Annotated in this window: 33 protein-coding genes; 3 read left to right on the forward strand and 30 right to left on the reverse strand. The window is 64.9% G+C overall.

Annotated elements, in window-relative coordinates:
• Positions 1–56: 56 nt before the first annotated feature.
• From AB2M62_RS11975 to rplO, 5 genes are all read right to left on the reverse strand, one after another.
• Positions 57–1,388 (reverse strand): sensor histidine kinase, encoded by a 1,332-nt coding sequence (locus AB2M62_RS11975; protein ID WP_404334002.1) that lies wholly within the window; start codon positions 1,386–1,388, stop codon positions 57–59.
• Entirely contained in the window at positions 1,388–2,080 is a 693-nt protein-coding gene (locus tag AB2M62_RS11980) for a winged helix-turn-helix domain-containing protein (protein WP_404334003.1), read from the reverse strand. Before AB2M62_RS11980 ends, AB2M62_RS11975 begins: the two co-directional genes overlap by 1 nt.
• A gap of 366 nt (positions 2,081–2,446) precedes the next feature.
• The gene (locus AB2M62_RS11985) at positions 2,447–3,097 is read right to left on the reverse strand and encodes an adenylate kinase (RefSeq protein WP_404334005.1); all 651 of its coding nucleotides are present in this window, start codon (positions 3,095–3,097) and stop codon (positions 2,447–2,449) included.
• A 27-nt stretch (positions 3,098–3,124) separates the two neighbouring features.
• Positions 3,125–4,486: a preprotein translocase subunit SecY gene (gene secY, locus AB2M62_RS11990; RefSeq protein ID WP_404334006.1), complete on the reverse strand. Its 1,362-nt coding sequence runs from the start codon at positions 4,484–4,486 to the stop codon at positions 3,125–3,127.
• A 177-nt stretch (positions 4,487–4,663) separates the two neighbouring features.
• Positions 4,664–5,203, reverse strand: a complete 540-nt coding sequence (rplO, locus tag AB2M62_RS11995; protein ID WP_404339918.1) for a 50S ribosomal protein L15 — start codon at positions 5,201–5,203, stop codon at positions 4,664–4,666.
• Between the two features lie 321 nt (positions 5,204–5,524).
• Here rplO and AB2M62_RS12000 point away from each other — a divergent pair, with 321 nt between their 5' ends.
• Together AB2M62_RS12000 and AB2M62_RS12005 are read left to right on the forward strand one after the other, a co-directional pair.
• Positions 5,525–5,917 (forward strand): hypothetical protein, encoded by a 393-nt coding sequence (locus AB2M62_RS12000; protein ID WP_404334008.1) that lies wholly within the window; start codon positions 5,525–5,527, stop codon positions 5,915–5,917.
• 148 nt (positions 5,918–6,065) lie between these two features.
• The gene (locus AB2M62_RS12005) at positions 6,066–6,665 is read left to right on the forward strand and encodes a hypothetical protein (RefSeq protein WP_404334009.1); all 600 of its coding nucleotides are present in this window, start codon (positions 6,066–6,068) and stop codon (positions 6,663–6,665) included.
• 95 nt (positions 6,666–6,760) lie between these two features.
• Here the strand turns inward: AB2M62_RS12005 and rpmD are convergent, their stop codons facing one another.
• The 24 genes from rpmD to rpsL form a co-directional block, all read right to left on the reverse strand.
• Positions 6,761–6,940 (reverse strand): 50S ribosomal protein L30, encoded by a 180-nt coding sequence (rpmD, locus tag AB2M62_RS12010; RefSeq protein ID WP_019369689.1) that lies wholly within the window; start codon positions 6,938–6,940, stop codon positions 6,761–6,763.
• Positions 6,941–6,945: 5 nt separating this feature from the next.
• Positions 6,946–7,683, reverse strand: a complete 738-nt coding sequence (gene rpsE / locus AB2M62_RS12015; RefSeq protein ID WP_404334011.1) for a 30S ribosomal protein S5 — start codon at positions 7,681–7,683, stop codon at positions 6,946–6,948.
• Positions 7,684–7,685: 2 nt separating this feature from the next.
• Complete coding sequence (gene rplR / locus AB2M62_RS12020; RefSeq protein WP_404339920.1) at positions 7,686–8,045, reverse strand: 50S ribosomal protein L18; 360 nt, start codon at positions 8,043–8,045, stop codon at positions 7,686–7,688.
• A complete protein-coding gene (rplF, locus tag AB2M62_RS12025) occupies positions 8,045–8,578 on the reverse strand; it encodes a 50S ribosomal protein L6 (RefSeq protein WP_404334013.1) in 534 nt (177 codons plus the stop codon). The genes rplR and rplF overlap by 1 nt, the downstream gene beginning before the upstream one ends.
• A gap of 1 nt (position 8,579) precedes the next feature.
• A complete protein-coding gene (gene rpsH, locus AB2M62_RS12030; RefSeq protein ID WP_404334015.1) occupies positions 8,580–8,975 on the reverse strand; it encodes a 30S ribosomal protein S8 in 396 nt (131 codons plus the stop codon).
• 10 nt (positions 8,976–8,985) lie between these two features.
• A complete protein-coding gene (gene rpsN, locus AB2M62_RS12035) occupies positions 8,986–9,291 on the reverse strand; it encodes a 30S ribosomal protein S14 (protein WP_404334017.1) in 306 nt (101 codons plus the stop codon).
• A 20-nt stretch (positions 9,292–9,311) separates the two neighbouring features.
• Entirely contained in the window at positions 9,312–9,893 is a 582-nt protein-coding gene (rplE, locus tag AB2M62_RS12040; protein ID WP_404334019.1) for a 50S ribosomal protein L5, read from the reverse strand.
• Entirely contained in the window at positions 9,886–10,203 is a 318-nt protein-coding gene (gene rplX, locus AB2M62_RS12045) for a 50S ribosomal protein L24 (protein WP_404334020.1), read from the reverse strand. The genes rplE and rplX overlap by 8 nt, the downstream gene beginning before the upstream one ends.
• Positions 10,203–10,571, reverse strand: a complete 369-nt coding sequence (gene rplN / locus AB2M62_RS12050) for a 50S ribosomal protein L14 (RefSeq protein WP_404334022.1) — start codon at positions 10,569–10,571, stop codon at positions 10,203–10,205. Before rplN ends, rplX begins: the two co-directional genes overlap by 1 nt.
• Positions 10,572–10,658: 87 nt before the next feature.
• Positions 10,659–10,928, reverse strand: a complete 270-nt coding sequence (rpsQ, locus tag AB2M62_RS12055; protein WP_404334024.1) for a 30S ribosomal protein S17 — start codon at positions 10,926–10,928, stop codon at positions 10,659–10,661.
• A 12-nt stretch (positions 10,929–10,940) separates the two neighbouring features.
• Positions 10,941–11,144, reverse strand: coding sequence for a 50S ribosomal protein L29 (gene rpmC / locus AB2M62_RS12060; protein WP_404334026.1), 204 nt, complete (start codon positions 11,142–11,144; stop codon positions 10,941–10,943).
• Positions 11,145–11,148: 4 nt separating this feature from the next.
• Complete coding sequence (gene rplP / locus AB2M62_RS12065) at positions 11,149–11,580, reverse strand: 50S ribosomal protein L16 (RefSeq protein WP_404334028.1); 432 nt, start codon at positions 11,578–11,580, stop codon at positions 11,149–11,151.
• A gap of 14 nt (positions 11,581–11,594) precedes the next feature.
• Positions 11,595–12,302, reverse strand: a complete 708-nt coding sequence (rpsC, locus tag AB2M62_RS12070) for a 30S ribosomal protein S3 (protein ID WP_404334029.1) — start codon at positions 12,300–12,302, stop codon at positions 11,595–11,597.
• Positions 12,302–12,679, reverse strand: coding sequence for a 50S ribosomal protein L22 (gene rplV / locus AB2M62_RS12075; protein ID WP_077511493.1), 378 nt, complete (start codon positions 12,677–12,679; stop codon positions 12,302–12,304). Before rplV ends, rpsC begins: the two co-directional genes overlap by 1 nt.
• Positions 12,679–12,954: a 30S ribosomal protein S19 gene (gene rpsS, locus AB2M62_RS12080; RefSeq protein ID WP_029936458.1), complete on the reverse strand. Its 276-nt coding sequence runs from the start codon at positions 12,952–12,954 to the stop codon at positions 12,679–12,681. The genes rplV and rpsS overlap by 1 nt, the downstream gene beginning before the upstream one ends.
• A 1-nt stretch (position 12,955) precedes the next feature.
• On the reverse strand, positions 12,956–13,810 hold the full coding sequence (rplB, locus tag AB2M62_RS12085) for a 50S ribosomal protein L2 (protein WP_404334032.1): 855 nt from the start codon (positions 13,808–13,810) through the stop codon (positions 12,956–12,958).
• Complete coding sequence (locus tag AB2M62_RS12090; protein ID WP_404334033.1) at positions 13,810–14,130, reverse strand: 50S ribosomal protein L23; 321 nt, start codon at positions 14,128–14,130, stop codon at positions 13,810–13,812. Before AB2M62_RS12090 ends, rplB begins: the two co-directional genes overlap by 1 nt.
• Positions 14,123–14,752: a 50S ribosomal protein L4 gene (gene rplD / locus AB2M62_RS12095; protein WP_404334035.1), complete on the reverse strand. Its 630-nt coding sequence runs from the start codon at positions 14,750–14,752 to the stop codon at positions 14,123–14,125. The genes AB2M62_RS12090 and rplD overlap by 8 nt, the downstream gene beginning before the upstream one ends.
• Before the next feature lie 2 nt (positions 14,753–14,754).
• A complete protein-coding gene (gene rplC, locus AB2M62_RS12100; RefSeq protein ID WP_404339922.1) occupies positions 14,755–15,513 on the reverse strand; it encodes a 50S ribosomal protein L3 in 759 nt (252 codons plus the stop codon).
• A 419-nt stretch (positions 15,514–15,932) separates the two neighbouring features.
• Complete coding sequence (rpsJ, locus tag AB2M62_RS12105; protein ID WP_029936463.1) at positions 15,933–16,244, reverse strand: 30S ribosomal protein S10; 312 nt, start codon at positions 16,242–16,244, stop codon at positions 15,933–15,935.
• Positions 16,245–16,396: 152 nt separating this feature from the next.
• Complete coding sequence (gene tuf, locus AB2M62_RS12110; protein ID WP_404334037.1) at positions 16,397–17,593, reverse strand: elongation factor Tu; 1,197 nt, start codon at positions 17,591–17,593, stop codon at positions 16,397–16,399.
• Between the two features lie 79 nt (positions 17,594–17,672).
• Positions 17,673–19,769 carry an elongation factor G gene (gene fusA, locus AB2M62_RS12115; protein WP_404334039.1) on the reverse strand — a complete coding sequence of 699 codons (2,097 nt, stop codon included), beginning with the start codon at positions 19,767–19,769 and terminating at the stop codon, positions 17,673–17,675.
• Positions 19,770–19,834: 65 nt separating this feature from the next.
• Positions 19,835–20,305 carry a 30S ribosomal protein S7 gene (gene rpsG, locus AB2M62_RS12120; protein WP_404334040.1) on the reverse strand — a complete coding sequence of 157 codons (471 nt, stop codon included), beginning with the start codon at positions 20,303–20,305 and terminating at the stop codon, positions 19,835–19,837.
• A 56-nt stretch (positions 20,306–20,361) separates the two neighbouring features.
• Complete coding sequence (gene rpsL, locus AB2M62_RS12125; protein ID WP_404334042.1) at positions 20,362–20,733, reverse strand: 30S ribosomal protein S12; 372 nt, start codon at positions 20,731–20,733, stop codon at positions 20,362–20,364.
• A gap of 357 nt (positions 20,734–21,090) precedes the next feature.
• On the opposite strand from rpsL, the gene AB2M62_RS12130 reads away from it, so the two are divergent.
• The gene (locus AB2M62_RS12130; RefSeq protein WP_404334044.1) at positions 21,091–21,516 is read left to right on the forward strand and encodes a polymer-forming cytoskeletal protein; all 426 of its coding nucleotides are present in this window, start codon (positions 21,091–21,093) and stop codon (positions 21,514–21,516) included.
• Between the two features lie 79 nt (positions 21,517–21,595).
• Here the strand turns inward: AB2M62_RS12130 and AB2M62_RS12135 are convergent, their stop codons facing one another.
• Positions 21,596–22,192 carry a DUF4142 domain-containing protein gene (locus AB2M62_RS12135; RefSeq protein ID WP_404334046.1) on the reverse strand — a complete coding sequence of 199 codons (597 nt, stop codon included), beginning with the start codon at positions 22,190–22,192 and terminating at the stop codon, positions 21,596–21,598.
• Positions 22,193–22,200 lie beyond the last annotated feature (8 nt).

A 22,200-nucleotide genomic window follows, 5' to 3' on the forward strand; every position in this document is an offset into this window, starting at 1 on the left:
TTGGAACCGGCTGCATACACGAACGTTGCGAGCGCGCCAAGTTGACCGGCCGAGAATTAAAGCGGCAGCACCATTGTCGCGATCAGCCCGGGGGCATTATCGGCGAGCTCCAGCCGCCCGCCATGCAGCCGCGCCACCGCATCGACCAGCGCGAGACCCAGCCCCGCTCCCGGCAGGCTGCGTGCCGTATCGAGCCGGCCGAATTGGCTGAGCGCCTGGGCGCGATCCGCCGGGGCGATGCCGGGGCCGTGATCGGCAACGGCGATGCGCAGCGCCCCCTCGCGCGCGGCGAGCGACAGGCGGATGTCCCCGCCCCCCTGGGCATGGCGCAGGGCATTGTCGATGAGGTTGGCGATCGCCTGGCTGAGCAGCTCGCGATGGAGCCGCGCAGCAGGCACCGGCGCGACATCGAGCGCAAAGGCGAGCCCCGCTTCCTCGACCACCGGCGCATAGAGGTCGGCAATCTCCTCGATCAGCTCGGCGGGCTCGACCGCCGAGAAGCTGTCACGCGTCATCGCCTCCGAGCGGCTGATCTCGAGCAGCACGGTGAGCATGCGCATCACCAAATCGGTCTCGGCGGTGAGCCCGGCGAGCGCGGCCTCGCGCTGCTGCGGGTGTTCGGCGGTGGCGGCAGCCTCGGCGCGGGCGCGCAGCCGCGCGATCGGCGAGCGGAGATCGTGCGCGATCGAATCGGTGACGACGCGCAGCTCGGCCATCAGCCGGTCGACTCGGTCGAGCATGCCGTCGATCCGCACGGCGAGGCGATCGAAAGCGTCGCCGCCCCCCTCGGCACCGATCCGCCGCGTGAGATCGCCGCCCGCGACGGCATCGACGACGCCGGCGATCGCATCGAGCCGGCGCCCGACATAGCGGGTGATGACCAGCGCGCCGCCGGCACCGAACACCAAGGCGAGCAGGATGGCGAGGAGCAGCGCATGCTCGATGGTGCGCTGGGCGCGTTCCCAATCGTCGAGCAGGCGGCCGCTGATCAGCCATTCGCGCCCGACAGGGCGGATGGTAAAGCCCGCCTCCTTGGCCCAGGGGCCGCGCGGGGCGAGCATCCCGATGCGGAAAGGTTCGGGCGCCGGCGCGAAGCCGAGCTGATCGGGGCCGGCGCCGATCCGTCGGGCGCCGCTCGAGTCGACGATCGCGGCGACGAGCGTGTCGTCGCCCTGCTGGGCATCGTTGATCGCCGAGTCGAGCGCCGCCTGGCCGCCCGAACGATAGAGCGCGGCGAGCGCGTCCGCCTGCTCGACGGTATCGCGGCGGAGCGCCTCGACGGCGTCGCTATGCGTGCGCTGCCAGATGAATCCGGCAAGCGCGAGACTGGAAGCGAGCGCCAGCGCGATCGCGAGGAGCGCGAGGCGCGCAGTGAACGATAGCCGCATCACCCGTCGAGCGAGAGGCGATAGCCGGCGCCGCGCACGGTGTGGAGGATCGGCGCGGCGAACCCCTCTTCGAGCTTGCGGCGCAGCCGGCCGATATGGACATCGACGACGTTCGAGCCCGGATCGAAATGATAGTTCCAGATCTTCTCGAGCATCATCGTGCGGGTGACGACCTGGCCGGCATGGCGGGCGAGGAATTCGAGCAGGTTGAACTCGCGGGCGCCAAGCGCGATCGCCCTGCCCTGGCGGCTGACGCTGCGCGCGAGCAAGTCGATCTCGAGATCGCCGACGGTGAGGCGCGTAACCTGGCTGTCCGACGCGCTGCCATCGGCACGGCGCAGCATCGCCTCGACGCGCGCGAGCAGTTCGGCGAAGGAAAACGGCTTGGTGAGATAGTCGTCGGCGCCGGCACGCAGCCCCTTCACGCGATCGTCGACGGTGCCGAGCGCGGACAGGACCAGCGCGGGGGTGCGGATATTGGCGGCACGCAGCGCGCCGAGCATCGACAGACCATCGAGCCCGGGCAGCATGCGATCGACGATGATCAGGTCGAATATGCCCTCGGAGCCGAGGAACAGGCCGTCGCGGCCGTCGCTGCAGGTCTCGACTGCGAACCCGGCCTCGCCCAGGCCCTTGGCGACATAGGCGGCGGTGGCGGCGTCGTCTTCGACGATGAGGATCTTGCGGGTCATGCGCGCTCTACGTCCGTCCTTGGCGTCCTTGCTGGGCGGGGGCCGCCGCAAGCGGTGAGGCTAAGCCCGATGACGGCCGGCGGAAAGAGGGGACAAACCGCCGGCCGTCTTACCGGCACGCAGGGCAAGGCACCGGTTTCGGAAAGGATCCAGTCCTCGGCGCCTGGGCTGGCGCTTCGAACCCAGGGTGAAACCCCGTGACCCTTGCCTTATCCTCGGCCTACCCGACCGCGGCTGCGACGGCGGTGACGCGCGCATGAAAAATAGTTCATCTCCTTTGGACAAACAAAACCGCCGCCGGTCTTGCGACCGGCGGCGGGCTTGTTGGTCAGCGACCGGGTTCGGCAAACCCGGCGCGAGTAAGGGTCACTGGCCGTCGAGGATCGCGGCGATCTGCGCGCCGACTTCGTCCATGTCGGCCATGCCGTCGACGCGGCGGACAAGGCCCCGCGCCTCGTACAGCGGCAGGATCGGCGCGGTCTTGGCGCGATATTCGGCCATGCGCGTGCGCACGGTTTCCTCGTTATCGTCGGGACGGCGCTTGAAGTCGTGGCTGCCGCAGACGTCGCAAGTGCCCTCGACCTTGGGCAGCTTGAACTTGTCGTGATAGCCCGTGCCGCAATTGGCGCAGGTGAAGCGGCCGGTGATGCGCTCGACCAGCGCATCCTCGTCGACCACCAGCTCGATCACATAATCGAGCTTGCGGCCGCGCTCCGCGAGCAGCGCATCGAGCAATTCGGCCTGCGCGGCCGTGCGCGGATAGCCGTCGAAGATCGCGCCCTTCGCGGTGTCGGCCATGTCGAGCCGCTCGCCGATGATGCCCGAGACGATGTCGTCCGAGACGAGCTCGCCCGCATCCATCACGGCCTTGGCCTTGATGCCGGTGGGCGTGCCCGCCTTTACCGCGGCGCGCAGCATATCGCCGGTCGAGAGCTGGGCCATGCCCCGCTCCGCTTCGAGTCGGCTCGCCTGGGTGCCCTTACCTGCACCCGGAGGGCCCAACAGGATGATGTTCAACGCAAGTGTCCCCTCTATGCGCTGCGCTTAGCGCATGCGGCCCTTCAGCTTCGCCTTCTTGATCAGGTCGCCATACTGGTGCGCCAGCAGGTGCGACTGGATCTGCGTAACCGTGTCCATGGTTACGTTCACCACGATCAGAAGGCTAGTGCCGCCCATCAGGAACGTGCCGCCCATCGACGAGATGAGGAATTCGGGCACGAGGCAGATGATGGTGAGATAGGCCGCACCGACCACGGTGATCCGCGTCAGCACATAATCGAAATAATTCTCGGTGTTCTTGCCCGGGCGAATGCCGGGGATGAACCCGCCATAGCGCTTGAGATTGTCCGCGGTCTCTTCGGGATTGAACACGACGGCGGTGTAGAAGAACGAGAAGAAGATGATGCCCGCACCATAGAGCGCCATGTAGAGCGGCGAGCCGTGGCGCAGATAGGTGTTGAGGTTGATCACCAGATCGCCCCACCAGCTCTCGCCCGAGGTCGCCTGGCCGGCGAACTGGGTGATCGTCAGCGGCAGCAGCAGCAGCGACGAGGCGAAGATCGGAGGGATCACGCCCGCGGTGTTGAGCTTGAGCGGCAGATGGCTGCGCTCGGCCTGGACCCCGCGCGCGGTCTGGCGCTTGGGATATTGGATCAGGATGCGCCGCTGGGCACGCTCCATGAAGCAGATGAACAGCACGATCGCGGCGACCGCGACGATGATCAGGATCAGGCGCAGCGGATCGATCGTGCCGGTGCGGCCGCTCTCGAACAGCTGGACGAGCGTGGTGGGCAGGCGCGCGACAATGCCCGCCATGATGATCAGGCTGATGCCGTTGCCGATGCCGCGGCTGGTGATCTGCTCACCCAGCCACATCAGGAACAGCGTGCCGCCGACGAGGCTGATGACCGCGCCGACGCGGAACAGCAGGCCCGGTTCGATCACGGCCTGGAGGCCCTGGCTGGCGCCGAAGCTCTCGAGCCCGACGGCGATGAACCAGCCCTGCACCGCGGTCAGCGCGACCGTGCCGTAGCGGGTATATTGGTTGAGGCGCTTGCGGCCGCTCTCGCCTTCCTTCTTGATCGCGTTGAGCGCCGGGCTCAGCGAAGTCGCGAGCTGCACCACGATCGAGGCGGTGATGTAGGGCATCACGCCCAGCGCGACGACCGACATGCGATTGAGCGCGCCGCCGGTGAAGCTGTTGAAGAAATCGAGCACGCCGCCCGAGGTCTGCTGCGCCAGCAGGTTGAGCTGGGTCGGATCGACGCCAGGGAGCGGCACATAGCTGAGCAGCCGGAAAACGATCAGTGCGCCGAGGGTGAACCACAGGCGCTTCTTGAGATCGGTCGCCTGCGAGAATTTCGCCAGGCTGATGCTGGAGGCTAGTTGATCGGCTGCGGATGCCATGGTTTTCGTCAGTCCCGGAAACAGAAACGGCGGATGAGCGTTTCCGCCCCCCGCCGCTCATATAGGCACGCTCGCGAGGTTGTCTAACCTGTGGAGCATTTTGTTCCCCGGCTTGAGGCCGGGGCCCTGTTACGAGCGGCCCGATACTGGCCCCCGGCGCGCGCCGGGGACAGCGGGTTACGCCTTGCCGCCGGCCTTCTTGGCGGCGACGACCTTCTGCACCGAGCGGTGCTTGGCCTTGTGCTTCTCGTGCGCCGGGACGATCTCGGGGATCGTCACCGAACCACCGGCCTTCTCCACGGCTTCCTTGGCGGCCTTCGACGCGCCGGCAACGGTGAAGTTGAGCTTGGCGGTCAGTTCGCCCTTGGCGAGGAGGCGAACGCCGTCCTTGCCGCCACGGGTCAGGCCGGTAGCGTTGAGTTCCGCCTGGGTGATGTCGGTCGCGGTCAGCTTGCCCGAATCGACTGCCTTCTGGATCGCGCCGAGGTTCACCTCGGCATAGTCCTTGGCGAAGATGTTGTTGAAGCCACGCTTCGGGATACGCATGTGGAGCGGCATCTGGCCGCCCTCGAAGCCGTTGATCGAGACGCCTTCGCGGCTCTTCTGGCCCTTCTGGCCACGGCCTGCGGTCTTGCCCTTGCCCGAACCGATACCGCGTCCGACGCGCATACGGCGATGACGGGCACCTTCATTGTCGTGGAGATCGTTGAGCTTCATGGTCTGCACTCGCTTTCGCTTTGGTCGCGCGTTGATTGGAAGCGGCGGGCCATAGCGGCGAGGACGGGGTTTGTCACGCCCAATGTTCACCGCTGCGCAGGGGACTTGCCGCGCCTAGATCCTCCGCAAAAGGCCGCAGCGAAAACGTCCCGAGTAAGCCGTCTTGCTACGCGAATATGGCAACGATCTCGCATCGAAACGGTCGACACGGCTCGAACTATTTGTTCCGCACTGCCCAATTGACGCGGCCCGCTTTCGGGAGCAGCTTTGCACAAAGGGTTCGCCAATGCCTGAGAAAATCCATTTTCAAAGGAGAAGCGCGTGCCCGATAGCATCAATCCGCGTGTGTTGGCTGAAATCAAACGCCAACATGGCAGCGTCATCGATCTCAACAAGTCGCCGCATGTCATTCTGGACATTATTCGCGACTTCCATCCGGTAGTGATTCGCGGCGACGACGATGGCGGCGGCGGCGCGCCGGGATCGCCACCCTCGCCCCCAGGAGAGGGCGGAGGCCATGGCGCGCCCGGATCGCCCCCATCTCCGCCTGGCGGCGACGGCGGTGGCGGCGCCCCCGGATCGCCCCCCACGCCTCCTCCACCGCGCGGCCCCGACGACCGCGAACTGGGCATGTCTACCATGCTCAACCTCATCCTCGACATGAAGCGTGATCTCGGCGCGCTCCATGCCAAGATCGACAAGCAGCAGCGATGAGATGGACGGCGGCGCGCCTGGTACGGCGCGCCGTTGCCTACTTATGGCTCTCAGCCGAAGCGAAGGCCCCGCGCCCCACCGGAACGCGCCTCGGCAAGACGCTGAGCGCGGCCCCGGGTACGGGCCCGTGGCGCGCCGGAGTATCCCCATGAACGCAGAAGCGGCCGCATTCGACGCCGATTGGTATATCGTCAAACAGGCTGTGCTCGATGCGCCGAGACGGACTTTCCTTCTCGACTATGCCTTGGCGCGGGATCGAGAGAAGCTGATGCGCGTGGGCGACGAACAGGTCTCGGATGCTGCCTATGCCTATGGCGATCCCGAGATCGACCGGCTCCTTGACACGATGCGCGCGCCGATCGAGCGCGCCACCAGCACGCGGCTATGGCCGACCTTCTCCTATATGCGGGTCTATCGCACCGGGAACATGCTGAAGGCGCATCGCGATCGCCCAGCCTGCGAAGTCAGCATCACGATCAATATCGGCATGGAAGCGCAGGCAGCCTGGCCGATATGGATCTCCGGGCCCAACGGCATCAAGGCGGTTGCGCTCGAGCCGGGCGACGGGCTGATTTATCGCGGATGCGACTGCTATCATTGGCGCGACCCTTTCGAGGGCGCGTACCAGGTCCAGGCATTCCTGCATTATGTCGAGCGCGACGGCGCCCGCGCCGAGTGGAAATTCGACAAGCGCGCCGGCCTGTCCTGCGATGCCGAGGCAACGGCGCCCGAGGCCTCGCTCCGCTAGCAAGGCGAGGGAGCCCGATTGTTGACGCGCCGAAAACGGAGAAGGGGCGGTAGTCGCCTACCGCCCCTTCCCTATTTTGCGCGCGATGCGAAGGCTTAGCCCTCGATCACTTCCACCATGTGGGGAAGCTTGCGGATCATGCCGCGGACCTCGGGGCTGTCTTCCAGCTCCGAGACCTTGTGCATCTTGTTGAGGCCGAGGCCGATCAGCGTTGCGCGCTGATCCTTGGTGCGGCGGATCGGCGAACCGATCTGCTTGATCTTGATCTTCGCCATGATCTTTACTCCGCGATCGCTGCTGCGTCTGCCTCGGCGGTCTGCGAACCACCGCGGCCGAGCAGGTCGGCGATCTTCTTGCCGCGCCGCTGAGCGACCGACTTCGGCGAAGTCTGCTCGTTCAGCGCCTCGAAGGTGGCGCGGATCATGTTGTAGGGGTTCGACGTGCCGACCGACTTGGTGACGACGTCGGCAACGCCGAGCGACTCGAAGATCGCGCGCATCGGGCCGCCGGCGATGATGCCGGTACCGGCAGGCGCCGTGCGGACCGTCACGCGCCCGGCACCGAAGTGACCGTTGCCGTCGTGGTGGAGCGTGCGGCCTTCCTTGAGCGGAATGCGGACCATCGTCTTCTTGGCCGAAGCCGTCGCCTTCGAGATGGCTTCGGGCACTTCGCGTGCCTTGCCATGACCGAAGCCGACCCGGCCTTTGCCGTCGCCCACGACGACCAGCGCCGCGAAGCCGAAGCGCTTGCCGCCCTTCACCGTCTTCGAGACGCGGTTGATGTGGACCAGCTTCTCGATCAGCTCTTCGCCGCCATCGTCCTGACCGCCGCGGCGATCGTCGCGACGACCACCACGGTTGCCGTCACGGCCGCCACGGTTGTTGCCGCCGCCGGGACCGCCGGGGCCGCCACGGCCACGGCCGCCACGCGGACCACGGTTCTGCTGTTCCTGAGCGGGAGCCTGGCCGGCGTCCTGCGCCTCGACCGGTGCTTCGGTCGTGTTGATTTCGTCAGCCATTCTCAGAACTCCAGCCCGCTCTCACGAGCGGCATCGGCCAGCGCCTTGACGCGGCCATGGTAGAGGAAGCCACCGCGGTCGAAGACGACCTGGGTGATGCCGGCGGCCTTGGCGGCCTCGGCAACGCGCTTGCCCACTTCCTGTGCGGCCTCGATGGTCGCGCCGGTCTTGCCGCGCACGTCCTTTTCGAGGGTGGAAGCCGCGGCAACCGTCTTGCCCTGGGCGTCGTCGATCACCTGGGCATAGATATGCTTGCCCGAGCGATGGATCGACAGCCGGGGACGGTTGCCGGCACGTGCGCGAAGCGCAGTGCGGTTGCGGCGGCGACGCTTTGCGAAAAGCGAGAGACCCTTGGTGCTGATCACTTCTTCTTCCCTTCCTTACGGAAGATGAACTCGCCGTCGTACTTGATGCCCTTGCCCTTATACGGCTCGGGCTTCCGCCAGCGGCGAATCTCGGCCGCAATCTGGCCGACCTTCTGCTTGTCGATCCCCGAAATCTCGACCGTGGTCTGATCGGGGGTCTTGATCTCGATGCCTTCCGGCACGTCGATGTTCACGTCGTGCGAATAGCCGAGCTGGAGCTTGAGCACCTTGCCCTGCGACGCCGCGCGATACCCGACGCCGGTGATCAGCAGCTTCTTGGTGAAGCCCTCGGTCACGCCGGTGACGAGGTTCTGCACCATCGTGCGCTGCATGCCCCAAAAGGCACGCGCCGCCTTGGTCTCGTTCGCCGGCTTCACCAGGATGCCGTCGTCTTCGAGCGTGTAGCTGATCTCGTCGCGCAGGTTGAGCGAGAGGGTGCCCTTGGGGCCCTTCACGTTCAGCACGCGACCGTCGATCGAGGCGGTAACGCCTGCCGGTACGGAGACCGGCTTCTTACCGATGCGGCTCATATCAGAACACCTCCGCGAGCACTTCGCCGCCGACATTCTGTTCGCGCGCTTCGGCGTCGGACAGAACGCCGCGAGGCGTCGAGACGATGGTGATGCCAAGGCCGTTGCGTACGCGGGGAAGCTCCTGGCTGCCCGAATAGACGCGGCGGCCCGGCTTCGAGACGCGCGCGACGTGCTTGATCGCCGGCTGGCCTTCGAAATATTTCAGCTCGATGCGGATGCCGGCCGCGGGGCCCATCTGCTCTTCGCTATAGCCACGGATGTAGCCTTCGCGCTGGAGAACATCGAGAACGCGCGCACGCAGCTTCGACGCCGGGGTCAGGACAAAGTCCTTCTTGGCGCGCTGGCCGTTGCGGATGCGGGTGAGCATATCACCCAGGGGATCGGTCACTGCCATGTGTCAGTCCTTACCAGCTCGACTTGGTGACGCCGGGGATCAGTCCCTTGTTGGACAGATCGCGCAGCATGACGCGGGCGAGACGGAACTTGCGATAATAGCCGCGCGGACGACCGGTCAGCTCGCAACGGTTGCGGATGCGGGTGGGGTTACCATTCCGCGGGATCTCGGCCATTTTCAGGCGCGCGATCAGGCGCTCGGTCTCGTCGACAAACTCGTCGTTCGCGATCGCCTTGAGCTTCGCATACTTGCCGGCATACTTCTTCACCAGCTGCTTGCGGCGCTCGTTCTTATTGATCGAACTCAGTTTCGCCATGGACTTAAGCTCTCTTCCTCTTACGCGGCTTGCTTCTGCTCACCGTCCGCCTGCGGGAACGGGAAGCCGAACAGACGGAGAAGCTCACGGGCTTCCTCGTCGGTCTTCGCGGTGGTGGTGACGATCACGTCCATGCCACGCACCTTGTCGATGCGGTCATAGTTGATCTCGGGGAACACGATCTGCTCCTTGATGCCGCAGGCATAATTGCCACGGCCGTCGAACGACTTCGGGTTGAGGCCACGGAAGTCGCGGACGCGGGGAAGCGCGATCGTGATGAAACGGTCGAGGAACTCGTACATGCGCTCGCGGCGAAGGGTGACCTTGCAACCGATCGGCATGCCTTCGCGCAGCTTGAACTGCGCGATCGACTTCTTCGCCTTGGCGATGACGGGCTTCTGGCCGGCGATGAGTTCCATCTCCTGCGCAGCCTGCTCGACTTTCTTCTTGTCCTGGGTGGCTTCGCCAACGCCCATGTTCAGCACGATCTTTTCGATGCGCGGAATTTCCATGGCGTTCTTGTAGCCGAACTTCTCGGTCATCGCCTTGGCGATGGTCGAGTCGTACATGCCCTTGAGGCGCGGCGTGTAGCTATCAGCCATTGATGACCTCCCCGGTCTTGACGGCGACGCGAACCTTCTTGCCGTCGCGCTCTTCGAAGCGGACGCGCGTCGGCTTGCCGTCGGCGGTCACATGCGCGACCTTCGAGACGTGCAGCGGCGCTTCCGAACGCTCGAGACCACCCTGGGGGTTGGTCTGCGAGGGCTTGCGGTGGCGCACGGCGACGTTGATGCCCGACACGACGACCTTGCCGTCCTTGGGCAGCGACTGGGTGACTTCGCCGGTACGGCCCTTGTCCTTGCCGGACAGGACGATGACCTGGTCACCCTTCTTGATCTTGGCAGCAGCCATCACAGCACCTCAGGCGCGAGCGAAATGATCTTCATATAGCCCTTCGAGCGGAGCTCGCGGACCACCGGGCCAAAGATACGGGTGCCGATCGGCTCCTCGTTCTTGTTGACCAGGACGGCGGCATTGCCGTCGAAGCGGATCACCGAGCCATCGGCGCGGCGGACGTCCTTGGCGGTGCGGACGATGACGGCGCGATGCACGTCACCCTTCTTCACCTTGCCGCGGGGAGCAGCTTCCTTGATGCTGACGACGATGACGTCGCCCACGCCGGCGAAGCGACGCTTCGACCCGCCCAGCACCTTGATGCACTGCACCCGCTTCGCGCCGCTGTTATCAGCGACGTCGAGATTGGACTGCATCTGGATCATCGATCCGGTTCCTTCTCGTTTGGCCTTCCGGGACCAGTGGCCCGGGGGTTCCAGTTAATCAGCCGGGTCGCCCCGGAGATGGCTTGCTCAGGCTTCTGCAGCCGTGGCCGGCGTCGCGTGGGTGTTGACCCGCTCGATCACCTTCCAGGTCTTCAGCTTGGAGATCGGCGCGGTCTCTTCGATCCGCACGGTCTCACCGGCCTTGTACTCGTTGCCCTCGTCATGGGCATGATACTTCTTCGAGCGACGGATGATCTTGCCGTAGAGCGGGTGCTTAACCTTGCGCTCCACCAGCACGACGACCGTCTTGTCGCCCTTATCGGAAACCACGTTCCCGGTCAGCACGCGCTTCGGCATGGTCTCGTTTCCTTACTTCGCGTCCGAGCGCGAACGCTCGGACTGCAGCGTCTTGATGCGGGCGATGTCGCGACGGACTTCCTTGACCCGGCTCGGCTTTTCCAGCTGGCTGGTCGCGGCCTGGAAGCGCAGGTTGAATGCCTCGCGCTTCAGGTTGCCGAGCTGCTCGCCCAGCTGGTCGTCGGTCTGCGCCCGAAGATCGGTAGCCTTGGTCATTCTATCAACCCTCCAGGTGCGTGGTGTCGCCGAGGCGGGCCACGACCTTGACCTTGATCGGCAGCTTCATCGCCGCACGCTCGAACGCTTCTGCAGCGAGCGGGCCGGGAACGCCGTCGAGCTCGAACAGGATGCGGCCCGGCTTGACGCGTGCCACCCAGAATTCGGGCGAACCCTTACCCGAGCCCATGCGGACTTCGGCAGGCTTCGACGACACCGGCACGTCCGGGAAGATGCGGATCCACAAACGCCCCTGGCGCTTGATGTGACGCGTGATCGCGCGGCGAGCCGCCTCGATCTGGCGCGCGGTGATCCGCTCGGGCTCCATGGCCTTGAGGCCATAGGCGCCGAAGTTGAGCGCCGTGCCACCCTTGGCGTCGCCATGGATGCGGCCCTTGAAGGCCTTGCGGAACTTGGTGCGCTTTGGTTGCAGCATTGTCCTCTAGTCCCTTAGCGGCGGTCGTCGCGCGCGGGGCGCACGCCCGAGGTTTGCGCCTCGAGCATCAGACGGTCCTGAGCGAGCGGGTCGTGACCCAGGATCTCGCCCTTGAAGATCCACACCTTCACGCCGCACACGCCATAGGCGGTATGGGCTTCGGCGGTGGCGTAATCGAGGTTGGCGCGCAGCGTGTGCAGCGGCACCCGGCCTTCGCGATAGCCTTCCGAACGCGCGATCTCGGCGCCGCCGAGACGGCCGCCGCAGGCGACGCGGATGCCATCGGCACCCAGGCGCATCGCCGACTGCACCGCGCGCTTCATGGCGCGGCGGAACGCGATACGGCGCTCGAGCTGGTCAGCAATGCCCTGCGCGACGAGCTTGGCGTCGATTTCCGGCTTGCGGATCTCGACGATGTTCAGGCTCACGTCGGACGAGGTCATCGCGCCGAGCGTCTTGCGCAGCTTCTCGATGTCCGTGCCCTTCTTGCCGATGATGACACCGGGGCGCGCCGCGTAGATCGAGATCCGGCACAGCTTGGCCGGACGCTCGATCACCACCTTCGAGATCGCGGCCTGGGGCAGCGTCTTGACGATGTACTGACGGATCTTGAGATCCTCGAGGAGAAGGCGGCCATAGTCGGCGCCTTCGGCGAACCAGCGGCTGTCCCAGGTACGGTTGATCTGGAGACGCAGGCCGATCGGGTTGCTCTTGTGACCCATTATGCTTCTTCCTGCTCGCGGACGACGATGCGAAGACGGCTGAACGGCTTCAGGATGCGGGTGGACTTGCCACGGCCGCGAGTCGCGAAGCGCTTCATCGTGATCGACTTGCCGACCGACGCCTCGGCGACGACGAGCGCGTCGACGTCGAGGTTATGGTTGTTCTCGGCGTTCGCAATCGCAGAGGCGAGCACCTTGCGCGCGTCCACGGCCATCGCCTTGGTCGAGAACTGGAGGATGTTGAGCGCGTCGCCAACCTTGCGGCCGCGGATCAGGCCCGCAACCAGGTTGAGCTTCTGCGCCGATCCGCGGATCTGCGTCGCGACGGCCAGCGCTTCCTTGTCGCCAACCTTGCGGGGTGCCTGAGGCTTAGACATTAGCGCTTGCCCTTCTTGTCGGCGGCGTGGCCGGGGAAGAAACGGGTCGGCGCGAACTCGCCGAGCTTCATGCCCACCATGTCCTCGTTGACAGACACCGGCACGAACTTGCGGCCGTTATAGACGCTGAAGGTCAGGCCGACGAAGTCGGGCAGGATCGTCGAGCGGCGCGACCAGGTCTTGATCGGCGCACGCGCGTTGGTCTCCTGCGCGGTCTGCGCCTTCTTCAGGAGGTGGAGGTCCACGAACGGACCCTTCCATACTGAGCGAGCCATGTTAGCCCTTCCTCTTCGTCGAATGACGCGACCGGATGATCATCTTGTCCGTCGCCTTGTTGTGGCGGGTGCGCGCACCCTTGGTCGGCTTGCCCCACGGGGTGACCGGATGACGGCCGCCCGAGGTCCGGCCTTCACCACCGCCGTGCGGATGGTCGACCGGGTTCTTGGCGACGCCGCGAGTCAGCGGGCGCTTGCCCAGCCAACGGTTGCGGCCAGCCTTGCCGAGGTTGGTGTTCTGGTTGTCCGGGTTGGACACCGCACCGACCGTACCCATGCAGTTCGCATGGATGTAGCGCTGCTCGCCCGAGTTGAGGCGAACGATGACCATGCCCTTGTCGCGGCCAACGACCTGCACATAGGTGCCTGCCGAACGTGCGATCTGACCGCCCTTGCCCGGCTTCATCTCCACATTGTGGACGATGGTGCCGACCGGGATCGAGCCCAGCTCCATGGCATTGCCCGGCTTCACGTCGGTCTTCTTGCCGGCGATCACCTTGTCGCCGACGCCGAGGCGCTGCGGCGCGATGATGTAGGCAACGCGATCCTTGCCGGCTTCGTCGGCGCCGTAGTTCACGAGCGCGATGAAGGCGGTGCGGTTGGGATCATATTCGATCCGCTCGACGGTGCCCTCGACGTCCCACAGACGGCGCTTGAAATCAACGATGCGATAGCGCTGCTTGTGGCCGCCGGCGATGCCGCGCGAGGTCACGTGACCCTTGTTGTTGCGGCCGCCGGTCTTGGTCTTGCCCTCGGTCAGCGACTTGACCGGACGGCCCTTGTACAGGCCCGAACGGTCGATGAGGATGAGACCGCGAACGCCAGGCGACGTCGGGTTGTAATTCTTGAGTGCCATTACGCGTTGACCCCCGAGGTCACGTCGATCTGCTCACCGTCGGCGAGCGTCACGATTGCCTTCTTCATGTCGGAGCGCTTGTAGGGAGCACCCTTCCAGCGCTTGGTCTTGCCCTTCTGGACGATCGTGTTGACGCCGGTCACCTTGACGTTCCAGATCGCCTCGACGGCGGCCTTGATCTCAGGCTTGGTGGCGTCGCCGGCGACCTTGAACACAACCGCGTTGTGCTCGGAGACGAGCGTCGACTTTTCGGTGATGTGCGGCGCGACGATCACGTCATAGTGACGGTTGTCGATCGCGTCCTTCTGCTTCTTAGCCATTGAAGCGCGCCTCCAGCTTTTCGACGGCAGCGCGGGTCAGGACCAGCGTGTCGCTCTTCAGGATGTCATAGACGTTGGCGCCCTGGGCCGGCAGCACGTTGACCGTGTGCAGGTTGCCCGCGGCGAGCGCGAAGCTGTTCTCGACGGCGTCGCCATCGATCACCAGCGTCTTCCTGCCGAAGTTCAGACCCTCGAGGCTGCCGAGCAGCGTCTTGGTCTTGCTGTCGGCAACTGCCAGGCTGTCCATCACGATCAGCGAGCCGGCCTTGGCATGGCTCGAAAGCGCCATCTTGAGGCCGAGTGCGCGGATCTTCTTGTTGAGACCCGGATTGAAGTCGCGGACGCGGGCACCGTGCGCCTTACCACCACCGATGAACACCGGAGCGCGGCGATCGCCGTGACGGGCGGTACCGCCGCCCTTCTGGCGACCGAACTTCTTGCCGGTGCGGGCAACGTCGGCGCGCTCACGCGTGCCACGTGCCGTCTCGCGGCGCTTTTCGAGCTGCCAGGTGACGACACGATGCAGGATGTCGGCGCGCGGATCGAGGCCGAAGACCTCGTCGTTGAGCTCGATGTCCGCGGCCTTCGCCTTGGCGTCGAAGGATTGAACCTTGACCTTCACGTTCAGCCCTCCTGGCCTTCGGTCGCCTCGGGAGCCTCGACCGTATCGGCCGGGGTTTCCGCGGGGGCGGTGTCGTTGTTGTTGGCAACCTGCTTGAGGCCGGCCGGGAACGGCGCGTCCGCATGGCGGTCGACCTTGACGGCGTCCTTGACGAACAGCCAGCCGCCCTTCGAGCCAGGGACCGAGCCCTTGACGAAGATCAGGCCGCGCTCGACGTCGGTGCCGACGATCTCGAGATTCTGCTGGGTGCGATACTTGTCACCCATGTGGCCGGCCATCTTCTTGTTCTTGAAGACCTTGCCCGGATCCTGGCGCTGACCGGTCGAACCGAGCGAACGGTGCGAGACCGAGACGCCGTGCGTGGCGCGCAGACCGCCGAAGCCCCAGCGCTTCATACCGCCCTGGAAGCCCTTGCCCTGGGTCTTGCCCTGGATGTCGACGAACTGGCCGGCGACATAGTGGTCGGCCGAGATCTCGGCGCCCACTTCGAGCAGACCATCCGCATCGACGCGGAATTCATGGACGACCGCCTTGGGCTCGACTTCGGCCTTGCCGAAGTGGCCACGCTGCGGCTTGGCGACATTCTTGCTCTTTGCCGAACCGGCACCGAGCTGGACGGCAGTGTAACCGTCACGACCTTCTTCGCGGATGGAGACGACCTGAACGCCTTCGAGCGCCAGGACGGTGACCGGCACGTGGCGGCCGTCGTCCTGGAACAGGCGGGTCATCCCCAGCTTCTTCGCGATCACGCCAGTGCGCATGATCATATGCTCCTATGCATAGGCACCCTCGGGACCATTCCCTCGGGTGCGTGCGGCACCCCATCAAGGCGAACCTCGATGGGATTCCTTCAGCCCAAAATTTGATGCGAGCCCCCGTCTGGGCTGAATTCCCGCCCGAAGGCGGGAATGACGGGGGACGCAGACCCGGTTCTCCGTGAGGAGGCCGGCGGTATCCCTATCTCGTGTGAGTGCGCCGCGGGGCGCCCTCTCCTCCCTGCATCGAATTGGGGATCGATCCGGTCGGGGAGCCAGCGAATCCCCCGAAGGAGAAACGCGAATCTCGTGGAGGCGCGCCTTTACGTCAGCTTCGCTTCCATGTCCACCCCCGGTGCGCGTCGTTTCCGAGCGGCCGACCGGGATGGCGCCCCCCACTCGCGCGGGGGCTTCGGCAAGCCGGATCAGGCCAGCTTGATCTCGACGTCGACGCCGGCGGCGAGGTCGAGCTTCATCAGCGCGTCGACCGTCTGCGGGGTCGGCTGCACGATGTCGAGCATGCGCTTGTAAGTGCGGACTTCGAACTGCTCGCGCGACTTCTTGTCGATGTGCGGGCCACGGTTAACCGTGAACTTCTCGATCTTCGTCGGAAGCGGGATCGGGCCACGGATGAGAGCGCCGGTGCGACGGGCAGTGTCGGCGATGTCGCCGGTCGCCTGGTCGAGCACGCGGTGGTCGAACGCCTTCAGGCGAATGCGGATATTCTGCGTTTCCATGGTCCTACCGATGCGAAAGAGCGGGCCTCGTAATCGAGGCTCTTGCTGTTAAACCCAAAACCGGAGGGCGGCCCTTACAGGGGCCCTCATAAAAAGGCAACCGCCCGGCGCTCTCTTCGAAGAGAGCGCCGGGCGGCTGGTATTCCTTAGTCTTACTTCTCGATCGAACCGACGACGCCTGCACCGACGGTGCGGCCGCCTTCGCGGATCGTGAAGCGCTGGCCGACGTCCATCGCGATCGGTGCGATGAGCGTGACGCCCAGCGCGACTTCGTCGCCCGGCATGACCATCTCGGTGCCTTCCGGCAGCTTGATCGTGCCGGTCACGTCGGTGGTGCGGAAGTAGAACTGCGGGCGATAGTTGCCGAAGAACGGCGTGTGACGGCCGCCTTCGTCCTTCGACAGCACGTACACCGACGACTGGAACTCGGTGTGCGGCTTGATCGAACCCGGCTTGGCCAGAACCTGGCCACGCTCGACTTCTTCACGACCCACGCCGCGGATCAGCGCGCCGATGTTGTCGCCAGCCTGGCCCTGATCGAGCAGCTTGCGGAACATTTCCACGCCGGTGACGGTGGTCTTGCGGACGGTTTCCTGGATGCCGACGATCTCGACTTCCTCGCCAACCTTGACGATGCCGGTCTCGACGCGGCCGGTGACCACGGTGCCGCGACCCGAGATCGAGAACACGTCTTCGATCGGCATCATGAACGGCTTGTCGAGCGGACGCTCGGGCTGCGGGATCGACTCATCGACTGCGGCCATGAGCGCGAGGATCGCTTCCTTGCCGAGCTTCTCGTCCGAACCCGAAAGGGCTGCGGTCGCCGAACCACGGATGATCGGGATGTTGTCGCCGTCGAACTCGCGCTTGCTGAGCTCTTCACGGATTTCCATCTCGACGAGCTCGAGGATTTCCTCGTCGTCGACGAGGTCGACCTTGTTGAGGAAGACCACCATGGTCGGCACGCCGACCTGGCGCGCGAGCAGGATGTGCTCCTTGGTCTGCGGCATCGGGCCGTCGGTCGCGGCAACCACGAGGATCGCGCCGTCCATCTGGGCTGCGCCGGTGATCATGTTCTTCACATAATCGGCGTGGCCCGGGCAGTCGACGTGCGCATAGTGACGCGCGTCGGTCTCATACTCGACGTGTGCGGTCGAGATGGTGATGCCGCGCTCGCGCTCTTCGGGAGCCTTGTCGATGTTGGCGAAGTCGACAGCGGCGTTGCCGGCGACGTTCTCTGCCAGGATCTTGGTGATGGCAGCCGTCAGCGACGTCTTGCCATGGTCGACGTGGCCGATGGTGCCGATGTTGAGGTGCGGCTTGTTCCGCTCGAATTTTGCCTTCGCCATTGGTTTCCTACCTTCTAGATCAATTTCGCGGCCGGTCAGGGCGCCACGCGAACGCGGCCCCTTAACGACTCATTTTGGATTACGCCAGCTTCGCCTTCACTTCGTCGGCCACATTCGCGGGCACTTCGTCGTAATGCGAGAACTGCATGCTATATTGCGCGCGGCCCTGGGTGAACGAGCGGAGCGCGTTCACATAGCCGAACATGTTTGCCAGCGGGACCATCGCGTCCACCGTCTGCGCGTTGCCGCGGGTATCGGTGCCCTGGATCTGGCCACGGCGGCTGTTCATGTCGCCGATGACGTCGCCGAGATAATCCTCGGGGGTGACGACTTCGACCTTCATCACCGGCTCGAGCAGCTTGATGCCGGCCTTCTGCGCCGCTTCGCGCATCGCAGCGCGACCGGTGATTTCGAACGCCAGCGCCGACGAGTCGACGTCGTGATACGCACCGTCATACAGCAGGATCTCGAAGTCGATGATCGGGAAGCCGACCAGCGAGCCCGTGGCTGCCGTCTCGCGGAAGCCCTTCTCGATCGCGGGGATATATTCCTTGGGAATATTACCGCCCTTGATCTCGTCCTTGAAGATGATGCCCGAGCCGCGCTCGCCCGGCGTGAGCTTGACCTTCACGCGGCCGAACTGGCCGGTACCGCCCGACTGCTTCTTGTGCGTGTAGTCGATGTCGACCGGCTTCGCGAGATATTCGCGATACGCCACCTGCGGCGCGCCGACATTGGCCTCGACCTTGAACTCGCGCTTCATGCGATCGACGATGATCTCGAGATGGAGTTCGCCCATCCCCTTGATGATCGTCTGGCCGCTCTCCGAGTCGGACGACACGCGGAACGACGGATCTTCGCGCGCGAGACGGCTCAGCGCGACGCCCATCTTCTCCTGGTCGGCCTTGGTCTTCGGCTCCACCGACAGCTCGATCACGGGCTCGGGGAATTCCATCCGCTCGAGGATGATCGGCGCCGACTGCGCGCAAAGCGTGTCGCCGGTCGTCGTGTCCTTCAGACCCGCCAGAGCGACGATGTCGCCGGCATAGGCCACCTGGATGTCCTCGCGCTCGTTCGCATGCATCAGCAGCATGCGGCCGACCTTTTCCTTCTTGTCCTTGACCGAGTTCAGCACCTGGCTGGCGGTCTCGAGCTTGCCCGAATAGATGCGGGCGAAGGTCAGCGTGCCGACGAACGGATCGTTCATGATCTTGAACGCCAGGGCCGAGAACGGCGCGCTGTCGTCCGACGGACGCGAATCTTCCTTCTCGCCGTCAAGCGAGACGCCCTTGATCGCCGGAACGTCGAGCGGCGAAGGCAGATAGTCGACCACGGCGTCGAGCAGGGGCTGCACGCCCTTGTTCTTGAACGCCGAGCCGCACACCACCGGCACGAATGCCATGCTGAGCGTGCCCTGGCGGATCAGCTTCTTGAGGTCGGCGACCGACGGCTCGTTGCCCTCGAGATATGCCTCCATCAGGTCGTCGTCCTGCTCGACGGCCATCTCGATCAGTTCGCTGCGATACTTGGCGGCCTTTTCGGCCATGTCCTCGGGGATCGCCTGATATTCGAACTTCGCGCCCAGCGACTCTTCGAGCCAGATGATCGCGCGGTTCTCGACCAGGTCGACCAGGCCCTTGAACCCGCCTTCGATGCCGATCGGGAGATACAGCACCGCCGGACGCGCGCCGAGACGCTCGATGATCGAGTTGACGCAGAAATAGAAGTCGGCGCCGGTGCGGTCGAGCTTGTTGACGAAGCACATGCGCGGCACGCCATACTTGTCAGCCTGGCGCCACACGGTTTCCGACTGCGGCTCGACGCCGGCAACGCCGTCGAAGCATGCCACGGCACCGTCGAGCACGCGCAGCGAACGCTCGACTTCGATCGTGAAGTCGACGTGCCCGGGGGTGTCGATGATGTTGATCAGGTGCTCTTCGCCCTTGCCTTCTTCGGCGCGCCACTTGCACGTCGTAGCGGCGGACGTGATCGTGATCCCGCGCTCCTGCTCCTGCTCCATCCAGTCCATCGTCGCGGTGCCTTCATGCACTTCGCCGATCTTGTAGGACTTGCCGGTGTAATAGAGGATGCGCTCGGTCGTCGTCGTCTTGCCGGCGTCGATGTGCGCCATGATGCCGATATTGCGGTAACGCTCGAGCGGATGGCTGCGGGCCATGATCGTTATTCCTTAGCGATTTGGGGAGCCGCTTGCGACGGCTCCCCAGAATATAGGTACGAAAATTACCAGCGGTAGTGGCTGAAGGCGCGGTTCGCCTCGGCCATACGATGGGTATCTTCGCGCTTCTTCACCGCGTTGCCGCGGTTGTTCGAGGCGTCCAGCAGCTCGCCCGAAAGGCGGGCCGACATGGTGTGCTCGCTGCGGTTGCGCGCCGAGGTGATGAGCCAGCGGATCGCAAGCGCCTGAGCACGCTCGGGACGAACCTCGACGGGAACCTGGTAGGTCGCACCGCCGACGCGGCGCGAACGGACCTCGATGCCCGGCTTGATGTTGTTGAGCGCGTCATGGAACACGCCGATCGGCTCGCGCTTGGCGCGCTGCTCGACGACTTCCAGGGCGGAATAGACGATGTTTTCGGCGACGGACTTCTTGCCGTCCAGCATCACCGAATTCATGAACTTCGAAAGAACCTCATCCCCGTAAACGGGATCAGGCAGGATTTCCCGCTTTTCGGGACGACGACGACGAGCCATTGGAACTTCCTTCTAAACTTCAGCCATTCGAGGGTCGGCTATCAAAGCCGACCGGCTTACTTCGGACGCTTAGCGCCGTACTTGGAACGCGACTGGCGACGATCCTTGACACCCTGCGTATCGAGCACGCCGCGCAGGACGTGGTAGCGAACGCCGGGAAGATCGCGGACGCGGCCGCCGCGGATCAGAACAACCGAGTGCTCCTGAAGGTTGTGACCTTCGCCCGGGATGTAGCTGATGACTTCGCGCTGGTTGGTCAGGCGAACCTTGGCCACCTTGCGGAGTGCCGAGTTCGGCTTCTTCGGAGTCGTCGTGTAAACACGCGTGCAAACACCGCGCTTCTGCGGGTTCTGCTCCATTGCAGGGACCTTCGACTTGGTCTTCTGCGGTTCGCGGCCCTTGCGGACCAGCTGGTTGATCGTTGGCATGAAGCCCTTCACCTTTAGGTTACCGGTGTTCCCGGCGGTTACTTTGCTGGAGCCCTGTAGAGAGAATACGAAAAGGCCCCGGGTGTCCTCAGACCCCCCGGGCCATTGCGTCTCCAGCAACGTTCAGCTCTTTGTGCCGAGAGGCTTTGCGGTCGTGAGACCCCTCGCGGAACGGGGGCGCCTATAGCGATGCTCGCCCGCACGGTCAATGGTCGCGACTGCCCGCGCGGCGGAGCTTCTGGTCACTTCCGCGAGGCGAAAGCGTCGCGAATTGGTGAACGCGCGACTCGGCACGATTCCACTGCCGCCCAGAGCCGCGCCATGATACGCAAACCCCGGGGATTCGGGGAGGGCTGGATGTTCGGAACCACGCGCGGCGGCAACACGGCAACAGCAACGGCGCGCGCCAGCGGGCGCGGCATGTTCTCGGTGATCGGGCCCGATATGGCGATCACCGGCAATGTCAGCGCATCGGCCGATCTCCACATCGACGGCCGGATCGATGGCGATGTCGCCTGCAGCCTGCTCGTCCAGGGCGCCGGCAGCCAGATCGTTGGCAATATCGCGGCCGAGACGGTGCGCCTGGCCGGCAGCGTCGAGGGGTCGGTGCGCGCCAAGCAGCTCACGGTCGAGGCGACGGCGCGGATCGCGGGCGATGTCGAATATGAGACGATCACCGTCGAGCAGGGCGGCCAGGTAGACGGGCGATTGAAGCATCTGGGCGATGCAAGCCTGCACGCGGTGCCGGCACTGCCGCGCCTGGCGAACGAGCAAGCCGCCTGAACGCGAAAGAGGCGCGCTCCCGTGGGGGAACGCGCCTCTGCCTTTGATGGGGCGCCTGTAGCCGGCGCCTCCCCTCCTGTTACGATGCCTTGATCTCGGTGAGGTGCGCCTGCACCACTTTCGACACGTCGGTCGCGAAGGTTTTGAAGGCGTCGACGTCGCCGGTGGCCGCATAGCCCTGAAGCAGGGTCAGTGCCTTTTCGTGCGCTGCGATCTGCTGTTTCTTGAACAGCGCGTCGAATTCCTCGTCCTTGGCGTTGCGCAGCGCGGCGAGGTCCGCCTCGGCCTGCGCGTCGAGCACCGGATTGGGCACGATCGCAGGATTGAGCCCGCCGGCTGCGGCCTTGAGCTTGTCGGTCGAGGCAGTGTGGTCCTTGACGATCATCGCGCCGAACGCCTTGATCTTGGCGTTCTTCGACTTGTCCTGCGCGATCTTGCCGGCCTCGACTTCGAAATAGTCGCTCGCGCCGACCTTGTTGGCAAAGTCCTGCGCCGGCGACACCTCGGCGGTGGCCAGCGCGTTGTCGGCAACATTGTCTTCGTCGGCACCGGTGGCGAGACCGGCATTGGTCATGTCGACGGTGTTGGTGGTCGTGGTGGTGGTGTCATCATGGCCGCCGCACGCGGCGAGTGCCAGCGCCGGGGCGAGTCCCAGGACCATATATTTCGTTTTCATCCAGGCTT

Origin of the sequence: Sphingomonas sp. MMS12-HWE2-04 (assembly GCF_044881185.1) — a bacterium.
Lineage (GTDB): Bacteria > Pseudomonadota > Alphaproteobacteria > Sphingomonadales > Sphingomonadaceae > Sphingomonas.

What these genes read in the sequence shown, in the direction of transcription:
- AB2M62_RS11975 (WP_404334002.1), bottom strand. Translation starts at nt 1,388, where the DNA reads ATGCGGCTATCGTTCACTGCGCGCCTCGCGCTCCTCGCGATCGCGCTG.
- AB2M62_RS11980 (WP_404334003.1), bottom strand. Translation starts at nt 2,080, where the DNA reads ATGACCCGCAAGATCCTCATCGTCGAAGACGACGCCGCCACCGCCGCC.
- secY (WP_404334006.1), bottom strand. Translation starts at nt 4,486, where the DNA reads ATGGCATCCGCAGCCGATCAACTAGCCTCCAGCATCAGCCTGGCGAAA.
- rplO (WP_404339918.1), bottom strand. Translation starts at nt 5,203, where the DNA reads ATGAAGCTCAACGATCTCCACGACAATGAAGGTGCCCGTCATCGCCGT.
- AB2M62_RS12005 (WP_404334009.1), top strand. Translation starts at nt 6,066, where the DNA reads ATGAACGCAGAAGCGGCCGCATTCGACGCCGATTGGTATATCGTCAAA.
- rpmD (WP_019369689.1), bottom strand. Translation starts at nt 6,940, where the DNA reads ATGGCGAAGATCAAGATCAAGCAGATCGGTTCGCCGATCCGCCGCACC.
- rpsE (WP_404334011.1), bottom strand. Translation starts at nt 7,683, where the DNA reads ATGGCTGACGAAATCAACACGACCGAAGCACCGGTCGAGGCGCAGGAC.
- rplF (WP_404334013.1), bottom strand. Translation starts at nt 8,578, where the DNA reads ATGAGCCGCATCGGTAAGAAGCCGGTCTCCGTACCGGCAGGCGTTACC.
- rpsH (WP_404334015.1), bottom strand. Translation starts at nt 8,975, where the DNA reads ATGGCAGTGACCGATCCCCTGGGTGATATGCTCACCCGCATCCGCAAC.
- rpsN (WP_404334017.1), bottom strand. Translation starts at nt 9,291, where the DNA reads ATGGCGAAACTGAGTTCGATCAATAAGAACGAGCGCCGCAAGCAGCTG.
- rplE (WP_404334019.1), bottom strand. Translation starts at nt 9,893, where the DNA reads ATGGCTGATAGCTACACGCCGCGCCTCAAGGGCATGTACGACTCGACC.
- rplX (WP_404334020.1), bottom strand. Translation starts at nt 10,203, where the DNA reads ATGGCTGCTGCCAAGATCAAGAAGGGTGACCAGGTCATCGTCCTGTCC.
- rplN (WP_404334022.1), bottom strand. Translation starts at nt 10,571, where the DNA reads ATGATCCAGATGCAGTCCAATCTCGACGTCGCTGATAACAGCGGCGCG.
- rpsQ (WP_404334024.1), bottom strand. Translation starts at nt 10,928, where the DNA reads ATGCCGAAGCGCGTGCTGACCGGGAACGTGGTTTCCGATAAGGGCGAC.
- rpmC (WP_404334026.1), bottom strand. Translation starts at nt 11,144, where the DNA reads ATGACCAAGGCTACCGATCTTCGGGCGCAGACCGACGACCAGCTGGGC.
- rplP (WP_404334028.1), bottom strand. Translation starts at nt 11,580, where the DNA reads ATGCTGCAACCAAAGCGCACCAAGTTCCGCAAGGCCTTCAAGGGCCGC.
- rpsC (WP_404334029.1), bottom strand. Translation starts at nt 12,302, where the DNA reads ATGGGTCACAAGAGCAACCCGATCGGCCTGCGTCTCCAGATCAACCGT.
- rplV (WP_077511493.1), bottom strand. Translation starts at nt 12,679, where the DNA reads ATGTCTAAGCCTCAGGCACCCCGCAAGGTTGGCGACAAGGAAGCGCTG.
- rpsS (WP_029936458.1), bottom strand. Translation starts at nt 12,954, where the DNA reads ATGGCTCGCTCAGTATGGAAGGGTCCGTTCGTGGACCTCCACCTCCTG.
- rplB (WP_404334032.1), bottom strand. Translation starts at nt 13,810, where the DNA reads ATGGCACTCAAGAATTACAACCCGACGTCGCCTGGCGTTCGCGGTCTC.
- AB2M62_RS12090 (WP_404334033.1), bottom strand. Translation starts at nt 14,130, where the DNA reads ATGGCTAAGAAGCAGAAGGACGCGATCGACAACCGTCACTATGACGTG.
- rplC (WP_404339922.1), bottom strand. Translation starts at nt 15,513, where the DNA reads ATGCGCACTGGCGTGATCGCGAAGAAGCTGGGGATGACCCGCCTGTTC.
- rpsJ (WP_029936463.1), bottom strand. Translation starts at nt 16,244, where the DNA reads ATGGAAACGCAGAATATCCGCATTCGCCTGAAGGCGTTCGACCACCGC.
- tuf (WP_404334037.1), bottom strand. Translation starts at nt 17,593, where the DNA reads ATGGCGAAGGCAAAATTCGAGCGGAACAAGCCGCACCTCAACATCGGC.
- fusA (WP_404334039.1), bottom strand. Translation starts at nt 19,769, where the DNA reads ATGGCCCGCAGCCATCCGCTCGAGCGTTACCGCAATATCGGCATCATG.
- rpsG (WP_404334040.1), bottom strand. Translation starts at nt 20,305, where the DNA reads ATGGCTCGTCGTCGTCGTCCCGAAAAGCGGGAAATCCTGCCTGATCCC.
- rpsL (WP_404334042.1), bottom strand. Translation starts at nt 20,733, where the DNA reads ATGCCAACGATCAACCAGCTGGTCCGCAAGGGCCGCGAACCGCAGAAG.
- AB2M62_RS12130 (WP_404334044.1), top strand. Translation starts at nt 21,091, where the DNA reads ATGTTCGGAACCACGCGCGGCGGCAACACGGCAACAGCAACGGCGCGC.
- AB2M62_RS12135 (WP_404334046.1), bottom strand. Translation starts at nt 22,192, where the DNA reads ATGAAAACGAAATATATGGTCCTGGGACTCGCCCCGGCGCTGGCACTC.